Origin of the sequence: Sphingomonas hankookensis (genome assembly GCF_028551275.1) — a bacterium.
GTDB lineage: Bacteria > Pseudomonadota > Alphaproteobacteria > Sphingomonadales > Sphingomonadaceae > Sphingomonas > Sphingomonas hankookensis_A.
The window spans coordinates 2,865,112-2,882,502 of record NZ_CP117025.1 but is presented as its reverse complement, the minus strand read 5'-3'; the positions used below and the strand labels follow the sequence as shown (position 1 = coordinate 2,882,502).

Below are 17,391 nucleotides of genomic sequence, written 5' to 3'. Positions count from 1 at the left end.
AATACGTTGCAAATGAAACCGACTGCGTATCGTAGGAATGCATATAACTGTATGAGTAAGGGGTCTGTTTCATGAACCAGTCAACGTCGCGTTTGCGTGCCGGTGTCGCCCGCAGTGCCGTTGTCGTCGCCGCGCTGATGGCATCGGCGGCCGCCACCGCGCAGACTGCCGCGCCCGGCAACAGCGATAACATTCCGATCCCGGCAGACCCCGCCGCGCAGACCGCCGAAGACGCCAGCAACGGCGACGAAATCGTCGTCACCGGTACGCGCATCCGTCGCCCGGACTTCGAATCGCCCAGCCCGGTCGTCTCCGTCAGCGCCGCCGCGATCCAGCAGGCCGGCAGCACCAACCTGACCGACATCATCGCGCAGGTCCCCGCGCTGCAGGGGTCGACGACCTCGGCCGATACCGCGGGCAGCGGCGTCGGCATCGGCGCGTCGGGCCTCAACGTGCTGAACCTGCGCAACCTTGGCACCGATCGCACGCTGGTGCTGATCGACGGCCGTCGCCAGGTCGCGTCGGTTCCGGGGTCGCAGGCGATCGATATCGGTACGATCCCGAGCGATCTGGTCGAGCGGTTCGACGTTCTGACCGGCGGCGTGTCGGCGGTGTACGGTGCCGACGCGGTGACCGGCGTGGTCAACTTCGCCCTGAAGCGCAACTTCGAGGGCATCACCGCCCGCGCTCAGGCCGGCATTTCCGAATATGGCGATGCGGGCAAGCGCCTGCTGGCCGTCACCGTCGGCAAGAATTTCGCCGACGGCCGCGGCAACGTCGCGCTTGCCTATGAATATGGTTCGGAAAGCCGTCTGGAATCGCGAGACCGCGCGCGCCTGCGCGGGAACGGGCTGGTCAGCTTCCAGCGCAACCCGAACGATCCGGAGTTCCGGCCGGGCTATACCGGCGGTGCCAGCAACGGCATCCCCGACAATATCCCGACCCGCGACGTCCGCTACAACGACACCGCGCGCGAGGGTGGCATCGACGTCGATTTCGACGGTCAGCCGGACTATATCGTCAATGGCGCGGGACAGCTGGTTCCATTCCAGCTGGGCACCGTGTTGCGTCCCGGTTTCTCGCAGGGCGGCACCGGCACCAAGACCGCCGATTATCTCAACGACCTGCTGCCGCGCATCGACCGCCATGTTGTGAACGCGATCACGCATTTCGACGTGTCGCCGGCGCTGACGCTGTTCGCCGAGGGTAAATACGCCCGCAACAAGTCGTTCACCGTCGGTCAGCCGTCGTTTGACTATTATCTGTTGGCGGAGGACGGCAATCCGTATCTGCCGGCCGGCCTGCCCAATCTGGGCAATGGCGGCGTGCTGATTACCCGTGACAATTTCGACATCGGTCAGCGCGGTGAGACGATCACCCGCGAAACCTATCGCGCCGTCGTCGGTGCGAAGGGCCAGATCAACGACCATGGCAGCTACGAACTGTCCTATGTCTTCGGGCAGTCGGACATCGCCAACCGCTATGTCAACAACACCTATAACGACCGCTTCTATGCGGCGCTGGACGCGGTGCGCGATCCGTCGAACGGGCAGATCACCTGCCGGGTGAACCTGCAGCCGAACTGGACGCCGAACCAGCCCTATGCCAGCCGCACCGTGGTGAACCCGACGACGTTCCGGCCGGGTGAGTGCGTGCCGCTCAACCTGTTCGGCGATGGTGCGCCGAGCCAGGCGGCGCTCGATTTCGTGCGTGCGACCACCACCGACCGTTCGCGCCTGCGCCAGCATGTCGTGTCGGGATCGATCTCGGGCGATTTCGGTCAGTTCTTCAAGCTGCCCGGCGGTCCGGTCAACTTCGCGCTGGGTGCCGAGTATCGGAAGGAAGAGAGCCGGTTCGTGCCCGATGCCATCGCGGCACAGGGGCTGACCTTCACGAACTCGCTGGGTCGCGAAGAGGGTCAGTTCGACGTGAAGGAAGGCTTTGCCGAACTCGATGCGCCGATCCTGAAGGACCTGCCGTTCGCCTATCGCCTGAGCGTCGGCGCGGCGATCCGCTTCTCCGATTATTCGACCATCGGCGGCACGACGACGTGGAAGGTCAACGGCACCTACGCGCCGGTCCGCGACATCGTGTTCAACGGCACCTATTCGAAGGCGGTGCGCGCCCCGAATATCGGCGAGCTGTTCGCGGGTCAGTCGCAGACCTTTGCCTTCATCACCGACCCGTGCGATCGGGCCGAGTTGCAGAACGGCACGGCGACCCGCGCGGCGAACTGCCGCACGCTGCTGAGCGGTCTGGGCGTTGCCGATCCGGCCAATTACGTCGATGCGCGCTCGACCAACATCTCGGGCTTCTCGGGCGGTAACAGCCAGCTGCGTGAGGAAGAAGCGACGACCTGGACCGCGGGCGCTGTGCTGCAGCCGCGCTTCATCCCGGGCCTGTCGTTGCGTGCCGACTGGTACGACATCAACCTGCGCGGTGCGATCAACACGGTCGCGGCCAACGAAGTCGCGCGGCTGTGCGTCGATCAGGCCACGCTGGACAACGTCTTCTGCCGGTCGATCACGCGTACCAACGTCGCCAGCAACACGGCGGCCGTTGGCAACATCACCAGCTTCGTCGTCGCACCGCAGAATGTCGCGCGCTTCAGCACCGCCGGTCTGGACGTCAACGTCAACTACGCCTTCGATGCGGGTTCGGCGGGCCGTTTCAACCTGCGTCTGATCGGCAACTATCTGGACAAGCTGGAGTTCATCGGCACGCCGGGAGCCCCGGTCACCAACCGTCGCCAGGAAGCGGGGTATCGTGCGCCGAAGTACAGCGCGAATGCCGATCTGACCTGGTCGCTGGAGAATGTCACCGTCAACTACGGTGTCAACTTCATGGACAAGACGCTGCGCTACGCCAATCTGACGAACGAGAACAACCCGGACGTCGTTGCGCCCGAGTACAAGTACATCAAGGCGATGTGGCAGCACGATATTTATGTCAGCGTCGATGCGACCGACCGCTTCCAGTTCTTCGGTGGCGTGAACAACGTGTTCGGTCAGAAGGCGGACATTGCCGACACGACCTATATCCAGCAGGTCATCGGCCGCTACATGTTCGCGGGCGCTCGCATAAAGATGTAAGCGCACGCCCCGGGCGGCGATCCGTCGCCGGGAAGCGATAGAGGGGCGGCACCATGCGGTGTCGCCCCTTTTTCGTGCCGGTCGTGGTGAGGTCCGGGAAACGCGGCTTCCGCCCGGAGCGGCTCCGAATTGTTGCTGGTATGTGGCGGGGTGTTGCATGGCAACAACGCTGCCCCGCTAAATGACCCGTTTCGTACCGTTGCGACGAAAGGACCGGGCGAACTGCGCGCCGGTCGCATGCCCTAATATGGTATACTAAACTGAAAAGGGGGATCGACCGATGAAGCAACCGATATCGCGCTGGCGGCTGAACGCCGCACGCAGCGTCCTCGCCATGGCTGCCGTTCTGGCGGCGGCATCCGCTTCGGCGCAGGATGCGCCGGCGACCGTCGGCGACGAACAGGCAACGACCGATCCCGCCGAGGAGATCGTCGTGACCGGTTCGCGCATCGTGCGGCCCGAGCTGGAGGTTGCCAGCCCGATCGTGTCGGTCACCGCCGCCGCGATCGAGGCGACCGGTCTGAACAACATCACCGACGTGCTGATCCGCAATCCCGCGCTCAGCGCATCGGTCGGCGGTGCGCGGTCGGGCGGGGGCAGCCCGACGCCGCTGGCCGGCACCGGCGCCAATTTCCTGAACCTGCGCAATCTGGGGACGAACCGGACGCTGGTGCTGGTCAATGGCCGTCGCCACGTGGCGGGCGTCCCCAATACCGCCGCGGTCGACATCAACTCGATCCCGCAGGACCTGATCCAGCAGGTCGACGTGCTGACCGGCGGCGCGTCGGCGGTCTATGGCGCCGACGGCGTGTCGGGCGTCGTCAATTTCGTGCTGCGTCGCGATTTCGAAGGCGTGACCGCTCGATTGCAGGCCGGCATCTCGGACGATGGCGACGCCGGCAACCAGCTGGCATCGATCGTCGCCGGCAAGAACTTCGCCGGTGGACGCGGCAACGTCACGGCCGCCTATGAATACAGCAACACCGAACGGCTGAGCAGCTTTGCACGGCCATTTTCCGGCGATCCCGACCATTTCCAGGAATTGTGGCAGAACATCAACGATTTCCGCCCGGGCGCGAACGGCATTCCGTTCGACGATCCCAACATTCCGGATCGCATACTCTACACCAACCTGACCTGGGCGGACAGCGCGCCCGACGGCGCGGTCGACCTGAACCTCGACGGCATTCCCGACTTCACCGGCAGCGGCCTTCCCTATGACGGCGGCACCTTCCTGCCCGGCGGCAGCGGCCGTGCGATCGGCGGCACGTCGAACACGCCGACCGCGGGATATTTCGGCGACCTGTATCCGGCGATCGAACGCCATGCCGCCAACCTGCTGACCAGCTTCGAATTTTCGGACAAGGTCCGCTTCTTCGCAGAGGGCAAGTTCGTCCGGACCCGCGCCTATTCGGTCGGGCAGCCGAGCTTTGACTTCTACACCTATCTGATGCCCGACAATGCGTTCCTGAACGATCGGTTCGGCGCGAATGCGGCGCCCAACGGTGCCTTCATCTCGCGCGACAATTTCGACTTCGGCATTCGCGGCGAGCGGGTGCGGCGCGATACGTGGCGCGGGGTCGTCGGCTTCGACGGCGAGATCGCCGAGAACACGCGCTACGAAATCTCGTACGTCTATGGCCGCACCAGCGCGCGGTCGTCGCAGACGTCGAACCCGATCGGCGACCGTTATTATGCGGCGATCGATGCGGTGCGCGCGCCGGACGGATCGATCGTCTGCCGCTCGACGCTCGATCCGTCGGCGCTCAGCCCGGCGGCGACCACCTTCACCCCGGGGGCGGGCAGCCCGTGCCGGCCGCTCAACCTGCTGGGGAACGGCGTCGCGTCGCAGGCCGCGCTCGATTTCGTACTGGCGAGCAATGTCGGCCGCGCGCTGGTCGACCAGCATGTCGTGTCGGGATCGATCTCGGGCGACAGCCGTGCCGTCTTCGAACTGCCCGGCGGTCCGATCGGCTTTGCATTCGGTGCGGAATATCGGCGTGAGCGCAGCCGGTCGGACCCCGATCCGTTCAGCGTCCGGGGCGAGTTTCGCGATTCCGCCGCGCTGCCGCCCAGCGCCGGCAGCTTCGACGTCAAGGAAGTGTTCGGCGAAGTGAACGTGCCGCTGCTCGCCAACATGCGGTTCGCCGACCTGCTGTCGTTCGGCGCCGCCGCCCGCGTGTCGGACTATTCGACGGTGGGGTCGACCCGCACGTGGAAGTTCGACGGCATCTATGCGCCGATCCGCGACATCCGCTTCCGCGGCTCCTATTCGCAGGCGGTCCGCGCGCCCAATATCGGCGAATTGTTCCTGCCGACGACGGGCACGTTCGGCTTCGTGACCGATCCGTGCGATCTGGCGAACCGCAATCAGGGGACCCAGTATCGCGAGGCGAATTGCCGCACGCTGTTGGCCGGGCTGGGGCTGACTCCGCAGCAGATCGCGACCTTCACCCCGTCGCGGGTGCCGTCGGCGACCACCTCGCGGCGCGGCACCGTCGGTGGCAACCGCAACCTGGCGGCGGAAATCGCGACGACGTGGACCGCGGGCGTCGCGCTGCAGCCGCGCTTCATCCCCGGCCTGACGATCACCGCCGACTGGTACGACATCCGCATCCGCGACGCGATCAACACGCCCAGCCCGACCCAGCTGGCGCAACTGTGTGTCGATCAGCCGACGATCAACAACCAGTTCTGCGCCAACGTCTTCCGGTCGACCACCACCGGCTATGTGCTGGGCGACGGCAACGATCCGCAGCGGCGCATCGGCTTCAACGTCGGACCGGCCAACGTCGCCGCGTTCCGTACGTCGGGTGCGGATTTCGCGGTCAACTATACCGTACAGCCGGGCAAGCTGGGCCGCTTCGACTTCAACGTGAATGCGGGCTATCTCGACCATATCTCGTTCGTGCCGACGGTGGGCGCGGACGTCGATGACAACACGCTGGAACAGTATAATCCGCGGTGGCGCGGGTCGGGCAACATCACCTGGACCCTTGACGCGCTGTCGCTGAACTACGGGCTGGTCTATTTCAGCAAGACCCGTCGCTTCAGCGTCGAGGAACTGGCCAACAATCCGGACCTGTCCGATCCGAAGTTCTTCTTCTGGCCGGAAATGTTCCAACACGACATTCGTGCCGAAGTGCGGGTGAACGACCGGTTCCGCTTCTATGGCGGCGTCAACAACCTGTTCGAACAGACGCCGATCTGGGGTTCGCTGAACTACCCGATCTCCGGCGTCGGCCGGTTCCTGTATGCCGGCGCGACGATGCGCATGTGATCGGACGCGACCGAGGTTTCGGTTGAACGATTCTGGCCGGCACCATGCGGTGTCGCCCCTTTTTTATGCGGGCGCTAACGACTAGGCAGGGGGCGTGCCCATGTCCGCCGTTCCTTCGTCTGCCCGCGAGGCGCTTGCTTGATTACGCTCAGCCTGATGGCCGCCATCCTGTCCGGTGTCGTGCTGGCGCTGCTGGTGGGGGCAAGCGCGTGGATGCTGCATGCCGGCCTGTCCGCACGGCGGCGGGCGGCGGCGGATGCGGCGTCGTTCGCGTCGCTGAACGCCACCCTGTCCGCATCGCCGGCGCTGGCGATGGTGGTGCGGGCCGATGGGCGATTGCTGCTCGACCAGCCGCTGGCCGACCGGCTGGGGCGCAGCGACATGCCGGCGTCGCTGGCCGATCTGGGCAATGCCGATAGCGGGCTGGAGCCGGGCAGTGCCGACCGGCTGGTCGATGCGATTACCGCGGCACTGCGCGGGGGCAAGCCGTTCCGCACCGTCGTGCGCGCGACCGGTTCGGCGCGGTCGTTGTTCGCGATTGGCGAGCGGGCGCCGGCGGCCCTCAATACGCCGGGCGGGGTGCTGGTCTGGTTCTTCGACGCGACCGAATTCCATGACGAGATCGCGACGCTGGGCGCCGAGGCCGAGGAATATCGCGCGGCGTTCGAAGCGCTCTCCAGCCTGATCGAGGCGGCACCGATGCCGATGTGGTATCGCGACGACAGCCTGCGCCTGGCCATGGTCAACACCGCCTATGTCCGCGCGGTCGATGCCGCCGATGCCGCAGAGGTGATCGCGCGCCAGGTCGAACTGGTCGAGGGCGTCGGCATGGGCGGGCCGCTGGCCAGCGCGGCGATCGCGCGCGATACCGGACAGCCGCAGGTCGCGGCGATGCCGGCGACGATCAATGGCGAACGGCGGATGCTGCGCGTCCACGACATGCCGCTGCGCGACGGTGGGACCGGCGGCTTCGCAATCGACGTGCACGAGATCGAGGAAGCGCGCGGCAAGCTGAAGCGCAGCCGCGAGGCGCAGCGGGCGATGCTCGACCGGCTGTCGGCGGGCGTGGCGCAATTCGCGCCGGATCGTACGCTCGTCTTCTACAACCAGCCGTTCGGCCGCACCTTTGCGATGAAGCCCGAATGGCTGGCCGACCGGCCCGAATTCGACCGGGTGCTCGACCGGATGCGCGAGGCCAAGCGGCTTCCCGAAGTCCGGGACTTTCCGGGGTGGAAGGCGGAGCGGCGCGACTGGTTCCGCGCGGCCGAGGGCGCGATCGAGGAACAATGGCATCTGCCCGGCGGCACCCATCTGCGCGTCGTGGCGCAACCGCTGCCCGAAGGCGGGTTACTTCTGATCTTCGAGGATCGCACCGAACAGGTGCAGCTCGCCAGCGCCCGCGACACGCTGCTGCGGGTGCGCACCGCGACGTTCGACAATCTGTTCGAGGCGCTGGGCGTGTTCGCGGCGGATGGGCGGTTGCAGATCTGGAACGCGAAGTTCCGGCAGGTCTGGGGGCTGGACGACGCGTTCCTCGATTCCCACCCGCGGGTCGATGCGCTGGCTGAGCGGGTCGCCGACAGCCTCGCCAGTCCCGGCAAGGCGGCGCTGATCCCCGAACTGGTCCGCTTCGCCACGCAGCAGCGGATGCAGCGTTCGGGCCGCTTCGCCATGGCCGATGGGCGGCATTATGAGTTTGGCGCGGTGCCGCTGCCCGATGGCAACGCGCTGCTGACCATGCTCGACATCTCCGACAGCCGGCGGATGGAACAGGCGCTGCGCGACCGCAACGAGGCGCTGGAGGCGGCGGACCGGGTGAAGACCGCGTTCGTCGCGTCGATGAGCTACGAACTGCGCACGCCGCTGACCTCGATCAAGGGGTTCGCCGAGATGTTGCAGGCGGGCTATGCCGGCAAGCTGACGCAGGACGGCGCGCGTTATACCGACGCGATCCTCGAATCGGTCGAGCGGCTGGGCGGGTTGATCGACGACACGCTCGACCTGACCGCCAACGAAACCACGCCGGTCGCACGCGCTACGGTGCCGTTGAAGATGATCGCGACCGAGGCTGCCGATGCGGCGCGGGCGGCGGCGACGGCGCGTGGCGTCGAACTGGCGGTGGAGATCGCACCGACCGCCGGGGTGATGCTGGGCGATGCGCGGCGGTTGCGGCAGGCGGTGGGCCATCTGCTCGACCATGCCATCGGCGGGTTGCGGCAGGGCGGGCGCGTGCTGCTGCATGTCGACGGCGATGCGCAGCGGGCGCGGATCGTGGTGTCGGACGACGGTCCCGGCATGTCCAAGGACGCGGTGGCGCGCGCGTTCGACCGCTTTGCCCAGGCCGGCGCGACGCGGGTCGGGGAACGCGCGCTCAGCCTCGACCTGCCGCTCGCCCGACAGGCGGTCGAGGCGCATGGCGGGACGATCGAGCTGGTGTCCGAAAAGGGCGTCGGCACGCTGGTCACCATCGACCTGCCGCGCGAGCCGTGATGCATCTGCCGGACGAAGCGGCGGCGCATGCGCTCGGGGCGAAGCTGGCGGCGGTGGTGCAGCCGGGTGACGTGATCGCGCTGTCGGGGCCGCTCGGCGCAGGCAAGACGAGTATCGCGCGCGGGGTGTTGGCGGCACTGGGGCTGGCGGGGGAGGCGCCCTCGCCGAGCTTCGCGATCGTCCAGCCCTATGATCCGCCGGAGGTGCGCCTGAGCGTCCTGCACGTCGATCTGTACCGGATCGAGGAACCGGACGAGGCGCTCGAACTGGGACTGGACGAGGCGGACGATGCGCTGCTGCTCGTCGAATGGCCCGAACGGCTGGGCGACGATCCTTGGCCGGATGCCCTTTGGCTGACCCTCGCGTTCGACGAAGCGGGCGGGCGGCGCTTGACAGCGCGCGTGCCGGACGCTTGGGAAAGCCGATGGCCGCTGATCTGAACCCGCGCGATGCGGCTGTCCCGTTCCTCACTGACGCCGGCTGGGGCGAAGCGCAGATATTGCCCTTGGCGGTCGATGCCTCGTTCCGCCGCTACTACCGCGTGATCGAGGCGGGGCGCAGCGCGGTGCTGATGGACGCGCCGCCGCCCGAGGATACGCGCAAGTTCGCCCATATGGCGGCATGGCTGGGCGAACGGGGCTTTGCCGCGCCCGCGATCCTGGCCGACGATGCTGCTGCCGGCTTCATGCTGCTGGAGGATTTCGGCGACATGCGGATGCGCGAGACGGTCGACGCCGCACCCGAAAGCGAAGGCCGGCTATATGCCGCCGCCGTCGACCAGCTGCTCCGCCTGCAACGCCATGAGCCGGCCCCGGTCCCTCCCTACGACCGCGCGTTCATCCTGCGCGAGGCGAACCTGCTGATCGAATGGTATTGCGACGCGCTGGGCCTCACCGTCGATACCGAAGGTTATGTAGCGGCATGGAATGCGGCGTTCGACGCGCTGCCCGACATGCCGGTCGTCACCGTGCTGCGCGACTATCACGCCGAAAATCTGATGCTGCTCGACGATGCGCGGCTGGGGCTGCTCGATTTCCAGGACGCGCTGGCCGGGCATCCGGCGTACGACCTCGTGTCGCTGTTGCAGGATGCGCGGCGCGATGTGCCGGCGGTGGTCGAGGCGTCGATGCTCGCCCGCTATCGGGAGTCGACCGGCGTGGGCGACGGGTTCGACGCCGCCTATCATCTGTTCGGCGCGCAGCGGAACGCGAAGATCCTCGGCATCTTCACCCGGCTGTGGCGGCGCGACGGCAAGCCGCGCTATGGCGCGCTGTGTCCGCGCGTGTGGCGCTATCTGGAGCGTGACCTGACCCATCCGGCGCTGGCCGGGGTCGCGCGCTGGTTCGATCTCAACATCCCGTCGCCCAAGCGCGGCGATCCGCAGGAACTCGCATGACCACGCTCCGTTCGATCCGTCCCCATCCGCAAGCGACGGTGCCCGAAACCGCGATGGTGATGGCGGCGGGGCTGGGCAAGCGGATGCGCCCGCTGACCGCGATGCGGCCCAAGCCGCTGGTCGAGGTCGCCGGCAAGCCGCTGATCGATCACGTGTTCGACCGGTTGCGCGGGGCGGGGGTCAAGCGCGCGGTGGTCAATGTCCATTACCTGGCCGATGCGATGGAAGCGCATCTCAAGCACCGTGTGAAGGGCATCGACGTCGCGGTGTCCGACGAACGCGCGAAGCTGCTGGAGACCGGCGGCGGGCTGGTACAGGCGCGCGAGCTGATCGGCGACCAGCCGTTCGTCTGCGTCAATTCGGACAATCTGTGGGTCGACGGCCCGGTCGACTCGATCCGGCTGCTCAGCAATTTGTGGGACGACGACCGGATGGACGCGCTGCTGCTGCTGGTGCCGCAGGCGCTGGCGCACGGCCATCGCGGGCAGGGCGATTTCCACATCGACGCGATGGGCCGCATCACCGGCCGTCGCAAGCCCGGCCGGCTTGCGCCGTTCGTGTTCACCGGCGTCCAGATCCTGTCGCCGCGCGTCATCGCCGACTGGCCGGAAGGCGCGTTTTCTACCAACTTGTTCTGGAACCGCGCGATCGAAGCCGGGCGCGCCTATGGCGTGGTGCACCAGGGGCTGTGGTTCGATGTCGGCACGCCGGGCGCGATCGCGATGACGGAGGCGGTCCTCGCCGATGGCTGAGGGGCGGCGCCTCAGCCTCTATACCATCCCGATCCATCGGGCATTTGCCGATGCGCTGGCGGTCGGGCTGATCCGCCGGTTCGGCGGCGACCGGCTGGCGCTGGCGCAGGGCATGGTTCTGGTGCCGACCAACCGCGCCAAGCGGACGGTGCAGGAAGCGTTCGTGCGCGCCAGCGGCGGCGGGTTGCTGCTCCCCCGCCTCGTCGCGATCGGCGACCCCGAACTGGACGAAGGCGTCGGCAGCTTTGCCGATCCGGCCGACCAGGAACCGATCCCGCCCGCGATCGATCCGCTCGCCCGACGGATGATCCTCGCCCGGCTGGTGACCGAGGAGCGCCAGCGCGCCGGGCGTCCGGTCGATGCGGCGGAGGCGGTGCGACTGGCCGGTGACCTTGCCGCGACCCTCGACCAGCTGCTGGTCGAGGAGGTCGATCCGGCACGGCTGCGCACCCTCGACCTCGACGAAACATTGTCGGCGCATTGGGAACGCTCGCTCGACCTGTTCCGCATCGTGCTCGACCGCTGGCCCGGCGAACTGGCGGCGCTGGGGCGGATCGATCTGGCCGACCGGCGGACCCGGCTGCTCGGGCGGCTGTGCGCGCGCTGGGCGGTCGATCCGCCCAAGGGGTTCGTCTGCGCGGCGGGCATCGCCACCAACGCGCCGGCGATCGCCCGCATCCAGCGCTGCGTCGCCGGCCTGCCGCGCGGGATGGTCGTGCTGCCCGGCCTCGACCTGGCGATGGACGATGACGAATGGGCGTCGCTCGGCCCCCATGCGCCCGATCCCGTCACCGGCCGGCGCAAGCGGTCGATCGAGACGCACCCACAATATCATTTGAAGCTGCTGCTCGACCGGATGGGCGTCAACCGCCACGAATTCGTCCGCTGGCAGGCGGCGAGCGAGCATGACGCGACCCCGACGCGCAGCCGCGCCATTGCCACCGCGCTCAGTCCCGCCGAGCGGACGCACCACTGGATCGACGTGCCCGCCGCCGACCGGCGCCTGTCCGGTGTGCGGATGGTCGAACTGGCGACCCCGGCCGAGGAAGCGCAGGCGATCGCCGTCGCGCTGCGCGAGGCGTTGGAGACGCCCGGCCGCACCGCCGCGCTGGTGACTCCCGACCGGATGCTCGCGCGACGGGTGGCGGCGCACATGGCGCGCTGGGGTGTCAGTGTCGACGATTCCGCCGGGCAGCCGCTGTCGCTGCTCGCGCCCGGTACGTTGCTGCTGGCGTTGGTCGAGGCGGCGGCGCAGGCGTTCGCGCCGGTCGCGTTGCTGTCGCTGCTGAAACATCCGTTGGTGAAGAGCGGGGACGCCGAACAGCGGGTGCTGTGGCTCGATGGTGTGCGCCGGCTCGACCGGGCGTTGCGCGGCCCGCGTCCGGCGCCGGGCTTGGCAGGGATCGAACGTCATCTGCGCGAGGGCGAGCCGCGCGATGCCGCGATCCGCGCGGCGGCGGCGGGCTTCTGGGAAATCGCCTGTCCGCTGCTGACGCCGCTCGCCGACATCTTCGCATCCGGGCCGCAGCCGCTCGTCCGCCTGCTGGGGGTGCTGCGCGAGACGGCGACCACGCTGGCGGGCGACGCGGCGTGGAGTCGGCCCGAAGGCCGCGCCGCTGCCGAACTGATCGCCGCGCTGGAGGAACAGGCGGCGATCGGCCCGCCCTTGGTCGATCCCCGTGTGCTGCCCGCGCTCCTGCGCACCTTGCTGGACGAAGTGGCGGTGCGTCCGCCGCAGGGCGCGCATCCGCGCCTCGCCATTCTCGGCCTGCTCGAAGCGCGGTTGCAGACCGCCGACCTGATGATCCTCGGCGGCCTGAACGAAGGGGTGTGGCCGGCGCTGCCGTCACCCGATCCGTGGCTTGCCCCGCGCATTCGCGCCGATCTGGGCCTGCCCGGTCTCGAACGCCGTATCGGCCTTGCCGCGCATGATTTTGCCGGGGCGATGGGCGCGCCCGACGTGGTGCTCACCCGCGCGGCGCGCGACGCGACCGCGCCGACCATCGCGTCACGGCTGTGGCTGCGGTTGCAGGCGCTGGACGACAATCTGGAGCGTGCAGGGCATTTGCGCGACTGGGCGCGGGCGATCGACCGGCCCGCATCCTTTGCTGCCGCAGCGCGCCCCGCACCGCGCCCGCCGGTAGCACAGCGCCCGCGCCGCATCTCGGTGACCGAGGTCGACCGCATGAAGGCCGACCCTTACGCCTTCTATGCGCGGCGGATGCTGCGCCTGTCGCCGATGGACGCGGTCGATGCCGATGCGACCGCCGCATGGCGGGGAACGGCGGTGCACGGCGTGCTCGAACGCTGGGCGCGCGAGGACGGGCTGGACCCGGCGAAGCTGCGCCGCCGGTTGCAGGCGCTGTCCGACGATCCGCGCACCCATCCGCTGCTGCGGGCATTGTGGGTGCCGCGCCTGCGCGAGGCGATCGACTGGGTCGCGTCGCTGACGCACCAGAAGCTGGCCGAGGGGCGCGACGTGGCGGCGGTCGAATGCGACGGCAAGCTCGCCATCGCCGGGGTCGAACTGTCGGGCAAGGCCGACCGGATCGATCGCGCCGCCGACGGCAGTCTCGCGATCATCGACTATAAGACCGGCAAGGCGCCGAGCGGCAAGGCGGTGGCCGCCGGCTACAGTCTGCAACTGGGGCTGCTGGGCTTGATGGCCGAACGCGGCTGCTTCGCCGGGGTGCGCGGCACGGCAAGCGCGTTCGAATATTGGTCGCTGATCAAGGACAAGGACAGCTTCGGCAAGTTCACCACCCCGGTCAACGCCAACGGCACCGGCGGCAAGATTGCTACGGCGGAATTCGTCGCCACCGCGCTGCGTCATTTCGAGGATGCGGTCGCCCGCTTCCTGACCGGCGACGAAGCCTTTACCGCCAAGCTGGTGCCCGAATATGCCATCTATGCCGATTACGACCAGCTGATGCGCCGCGACGAATGGTATGGCCGTGAGTGAGGTCCGCGCGCTCCAGCGGTTGAAGAACGACCAGGCGGCGGCCAGCGACCCGCATCGCCATGTCTGGCTGTCGGCGTCGGCCGGCACCGGCAAGACGCACGTGCTGTCGGCGCGGGTGTTTCGCCTGCTGCTGCGCGGGGTCGATCCCGCCGCGATCCTGTGCCTGACCTTTACCAAGGCGGGCGCGGCGGAAATGGCCGAACGCGTCGCCAGCCGATTGGCGCGCTGGGTCCGCCTGCCGACCGCCGAGTTGAAGGCCGATCTGTTTGCGTTGGGTGAGGACGTGAACGACCCGGCGCTGCTCGCCCGCGCCCGCACCCTGTTCGCCCGCGTCCTCGACGCGCCGGGCGGCGGCGTGCGTATCCAGACGATCCACGGATTCTGCCAGAGCCTGCTCGCCGGCTTCCCGGTCGAGGCGGGGCTGGTCCCCGGCTTCCGCCCGCTCGAGGCGCGCGAGGAAGCGGGCATGGCGCGTGAGGCGCTGGCCGAACTGCTGGTCGAGGAACAGCGCACCGGGTCGAGCCGTATCGGCGATGCCATTGCCGCCATGTCACTGCGCATGGGCGAGGGCGCGGCCGAGAATTTCCTGCGCGAATGTGCCAAGCGGCCGCAGGCGATGACTGAACTGCCGAGCGGCATTCAGCCGTTCCTGCGCCGTGCGCTGGACCTGCCGTCGATGCCGATCGACGAAATGCTGGCGGAAGCGTGCAGCGACGACGAATTCGACTGCGACGCCTTGGAACGGCTGGCCGCCGCCAACCTCGCCTGGGGCACGGCGACGGGCAAGAAGACGCATGGCGCGATCATGGACTGGCTGGCTGCCAGCCCGGTCGAGCGCGCCGCGCGGGTCCGCGACATCCGCAAGATCTTCTTCACGGCCGAGGACACGCTGCGCAAGGCGTCGGCCAAACTGGTCGCCGCCGAACCCGATTATGACGAACTGGCCTATGCGGTCGGCGGCCGTGCCGGTGAGCTGATCGAGGAAGCCGCACGCATGGGCTATGCCGATGCGCTGGCCGACGCGCTGGAGGCGGGGCGTGCTTATGCCGACGCCTATGTCCGTGCCAAGCGTCGGGCGGGCGCGGTCGATTTCGACGATCTGATCCGCGAGACGCTGAACCTGCTGGCGCAACCGGGCATCGGCGACTGGGTCCGCTTCAAGCTCGACCAGACCACCGAACATGTCCTGATCGACGAGGCGCAGGACACCAATCCCCAGCAATGGGCGATCGTCCGTTCGCTGGTCGAGGAATTCTTCAGCGGCGATGCGGTGCGGACGGCGGGGATGCGGACGCTGTTCGTCGTCGGTGACTACAAGCAGGCGATCTTCGGTTTCCAGGGCACCGACCCGATCTATTTCCGCGCGGCGCATGTCGATTTCGAACGCCGTGCCGCACTGCCCGACGATTATCGCGGCGATGCGCGCGAGCTGGATACGTTGTCGCTGACCCACAGCTTCCGCACGACGCGCCCGGTGCTGGAATTCGTCGACGCCGCCATCGCCGCCTTGCCCGACCCCGGCATGGGCATCGACGCGCCCGACACCCATGACAGCGAGGTGCCCGGCCCCGGCACCGTCACCCTCTGGGCACCGACCGTGGTCGAGACGCCCGACGATGCCGAGGAAGGCTGGATCGACGACGTCACCCGCGTCATCGCGACGAAGATCGCGCGCGAAATCGCCGGCTGGATCGGCACGCTGCCGCTGGAATCCAAGGGGCGGATGCTTCAGCCCGGCGACATCATGGTGCTGGTCAAGCGGCGCGGCGACCTCGCCTCGCTGATCGTCGCGCGGCTCTATGCGGAGGGGGTGCCGGTGGCGGGCGTCGACCGGCTGCGGCTCGATGCGCCGCTGGCGGTCAAGGATTTGCTCGCCGCGATCCGCTTCGCGCTGCAACCCGATGACGATTTGAGCCTTGCCTGCCTGCTCGTATCCCCGCTGATCGGCTGGACGCAGGAGCAACTGCTCGCAGGGGCACTGCGCGAGAGCGGAAGCCTGTGGCGGCATCTGCGCCGGACGAACAGCGAGGTGGTCGAACCGCTGTCGCGCATCCTGCGCCGTGCCGATTTCGCGACGCCCTATCGCTTCCTTGAGGAACTGTTGTCGGGCGAGATGGACGGCCGCCGCAAGCTGATCGCGCGGCTGGGGGAGGAGGCGCGCGACCCGATCGACGAGCTGCTCAACGCCGCTTTGTCGTTCGAAAGCGTCGCCACATCGTCGCTGCAACGTTTCGTCGAATGGTTCGACCGGGGCGAGGTGGAGATCAAGCGCGACGCCGGCGGCTCGGGCGGCGCGGTGCGGGTGATGACCGCGCACGGGTCGAAGGGGTTGCAGGCGCCGCTGGTGCTGCTGGCCGATGCCGCGATCGATCCGGAGAACAGCCGGCGCGGGGTCGTCCAATGGGCACCCGAAAGCCATGACGGCGCAGCCTTCCCGCTGTTCCGCCCGCGTGGCAGCGAGGCGGGCACCCCGGTCGACGGCGCCTTTGCCGCCAGCGACCGCCGCGAGTTGGAGGAGCATTGGCGGCTCTTCTACGTCGCGGCGACCCGTGCCGAGGAGCGGCTGGTCATCGCCGGCGCGCCATCACCGAAGTGCAAGGGCATTCCGCCGGCGCTCAGCTGGTACAGCGCCGCCGCCGCCGCTTTCGATGCGCTTGGGGTGCCGGGGAGCGAGGACGGTGACCGGCTGTTCACCGGCCTGACGCCGCAACCCCCGATCGCCGTCAGGGCACGGTCGGCAACCGCACCGGCCGCCGCCGCATCGGCGCCCGCCTGGCTCCGCGCGCCGCCCCCGCCGAGGCCCGCCCGCCGCGCCCGCTCGCCCCGTCGGCAGTGGGCGAGGACGAGGTGTCCGATCCGCCGCCCACCGCGACGATGCGCGCGGCAGCGGAGCGGGGCAGGCTGCTCCACCAGCTGTTCGAACGCCTTCCCGAACTGCCACGCCACGAGCGCGCCAATGCCGCCGGACGCTGGCTGGCCGGCGCGGCGGGCGTCGAGGATGCCGCCCTCCGTCGCCGGGTGACGCGCGACGCGATGGCGGTGCTCGACGATCCGGCCTTTGCCGACTTGTTCGGCCCCGACGCGCTGGCCGAAGCGCCGATCGCAGCGGTCGTTGGCACGCAGGTCGTCGCCGGCACGGTCGACCGGCTGTGCGTCGGCAGCGACACGGTGCGCGTGGTCGACTTCAAGACCGGCCGCCGCGTGCCCGACACGGTCGAGGACATTCCGGTCTATCACCTGCGGCAGATGGCGGCCTATGCCGCCGCACTGCGCGTCATCTTTCCCGACCACGCGGTAGAGGCGGCGTTGCTCTACACCGCCGGTCCGCGCCTGTTCGTCCTGCCCGGCGAACTGCTCGACGCGCACAAGCCCGGCTTGGGGGCGGGGGAACAAAGCTTGCCCCGCACAGCTTGAGGTGC

General features: G+C 68.5%; 7 protein-coding genes and 1 pseudogene. All 8 read left to right on the top strand.

Translation table 11 applies throughout. The features are described from left to right. Positions 1 to 71 precede the first annotated feature (71 nt). The 8 genes and pseudogenes from PPZ50_RS13660 to addA all read left to right on the top strand — a co-directional run bounded on the left by PPZ50_RS13660 (position 72) and on the right by addA (position 17,386). A complete protein-coding gene (locus PPZ50_RS13660) occupies positions 72 to 3,092 on the top strand; it encodes a TonB-dependent receptor plug domain-containing protein (protein WP_272815325.1) in 3,021 nt (1,006 codons plus the stop codon). Between the two features lie 280 nt (positions 3,093 to 3,372). Then, positions 3,373 to 6,372 carry a TonB-dependent receptor plug domain-containing protein gene (locus tag PPZ50_RS13655; protein WP_066689419.1) on the top strand — a complete coding sequence of 1,000 codons (3,000 nt, stop codon included), beginning with the start codon at positions 3,373 to 3,375 and terminating at the stop codon, positions 6,370 to 6,372. Positions 6,373 to 6,528: 156 nt separating this feature from the next. Further along, positions 6,529 to 8,862, top strand: coding sequence for a sensor histidine kinase (locus tag PPZ50_RS13650; RefSeq protein WP_066689506.1), 2,334 nt, complete (start codon positions 6,529 to 6,531; stop codon positions 8,860 to 8,862). Next, positions 8,862 to 9,302 carry a tRNA (adenosine(37)-N6)-threonylcarbamoyltransferase complex ATPase subunit type 1 TsaE gene (gene tsaE, locus PPZ50_RS13645; protein WP_066689418.1) on the top strand — a complete coding sequence of 147 codons (441 nt, stop codon included), beginning with the start codon at positions 8,862 to 8,864 and terminating at the stop codon, positions 9,300 to 9,302. Before PPZ50_RS13650 ends, tsaE begins: the two co-directional genes overlap by 1 nt. After that, positions 9,287 to 10,258, top strand: coding sequence for an aminoglycoside phosphotransferase family protein (locus PPZ50_RS13640; protein ID WP_066689417.1), 972 nt, complete (start codon positions 9,287 to 9,289; stop codon positions 10,256 to 10,258). The genes tsaE and PPZ50_RS13640 overlap by 16 nt, the downstream gene beginning before the upstream one ends. Beyond that, a complete protein-coding gene (locus PPZ50_RS13635; RefSeq protein WP_066689416.1) occupies positions 10,255 to 11,010 on the top strand; it encodes a nucleotidyltransferase family protein in 756 nt (251 codons plus the stop codon). The genes PPZ50_RS13640 and PPZ50_RS13635 overlap by 4 nt, the downstream gene beginning before the upstream one ends. Beyond that, positions 11,003 to 13,972, top strand: coding sequence for a double-strand break repair protein AddB (gene addB, locus PPZ50_RS13630; RefSeq protein WP_066689415.1), 2,970 nt, complete (start codon positions 11,003 to 11,005; stop codon positions 13,970 to 13,972). Before PPZ50_RS13635 ends, addB begins: the two co-directional genes overlap by 8 nt. After that, positions 13,959 to 17,386, top strand: a pseudogene (addA, locus tag PPZ50_RS13625) (double-strand break repair helicase AddA). Before addB ends, addA begins: the two are co-directional and overlap by 14 nt. Positions 17,387 to 17,391: the final 5 nt, after the last annotated feature.

Excerpts from the sequence above, each read along its gene's own strand:
- PPZ50_RS13650 (WP_066689506.1), top strand. The coding sequence starts at position 6,529 with ATGGCCGCCATCCTGTCCGGTGTCGTGCTGGCGCTGCTGGTGGGGGCA.
- tsaE (WP_066689418.1), top strand. The coding sequence starts at position 8,862 with ATGCATCTGCCGGACGAAGCGGCGGCGCATGCGCTCGGGGCGAAGCTG.
- PPZ50_RS13655 (WP_066689419.1), top strand. The coding sequence starts at position 3,373 with ATGAAGCAACCGATATCGCGCTGGCGGCTGAACGCCGCACGCAGCGTC.
- PPZ50_RS13635 (WP_066689416.1), top strand. The coding sequence starts at position 10,255 with ATGACCACGCTCCGTTCGATCCGTCCCCATCCGCAAGCGACGGTGCCC.
- PPZ50_RS13660 (WP_272815325.1), top strand. The coding sequence starts at position 72 with ATGAACCAGTCAACGTCGCGTTTGCGTGCCGGTGTCGCCCGCAGTGCC.
- PPZ50_RS13640 (WP_066689417.1), top strand. The coding sequence starts at position 9,287 with ATGGCCGCTGATCTGAACCCGCGCGATGCGGCTGTCCCGTTCCTCACT.
- addB (WP_066689415.1), top strand. The coding sequence starts at position 11,003 with ATGGCTGAGGGGCGGCGCCTCAGCCTCTATACCATCCCGATCCATCGG.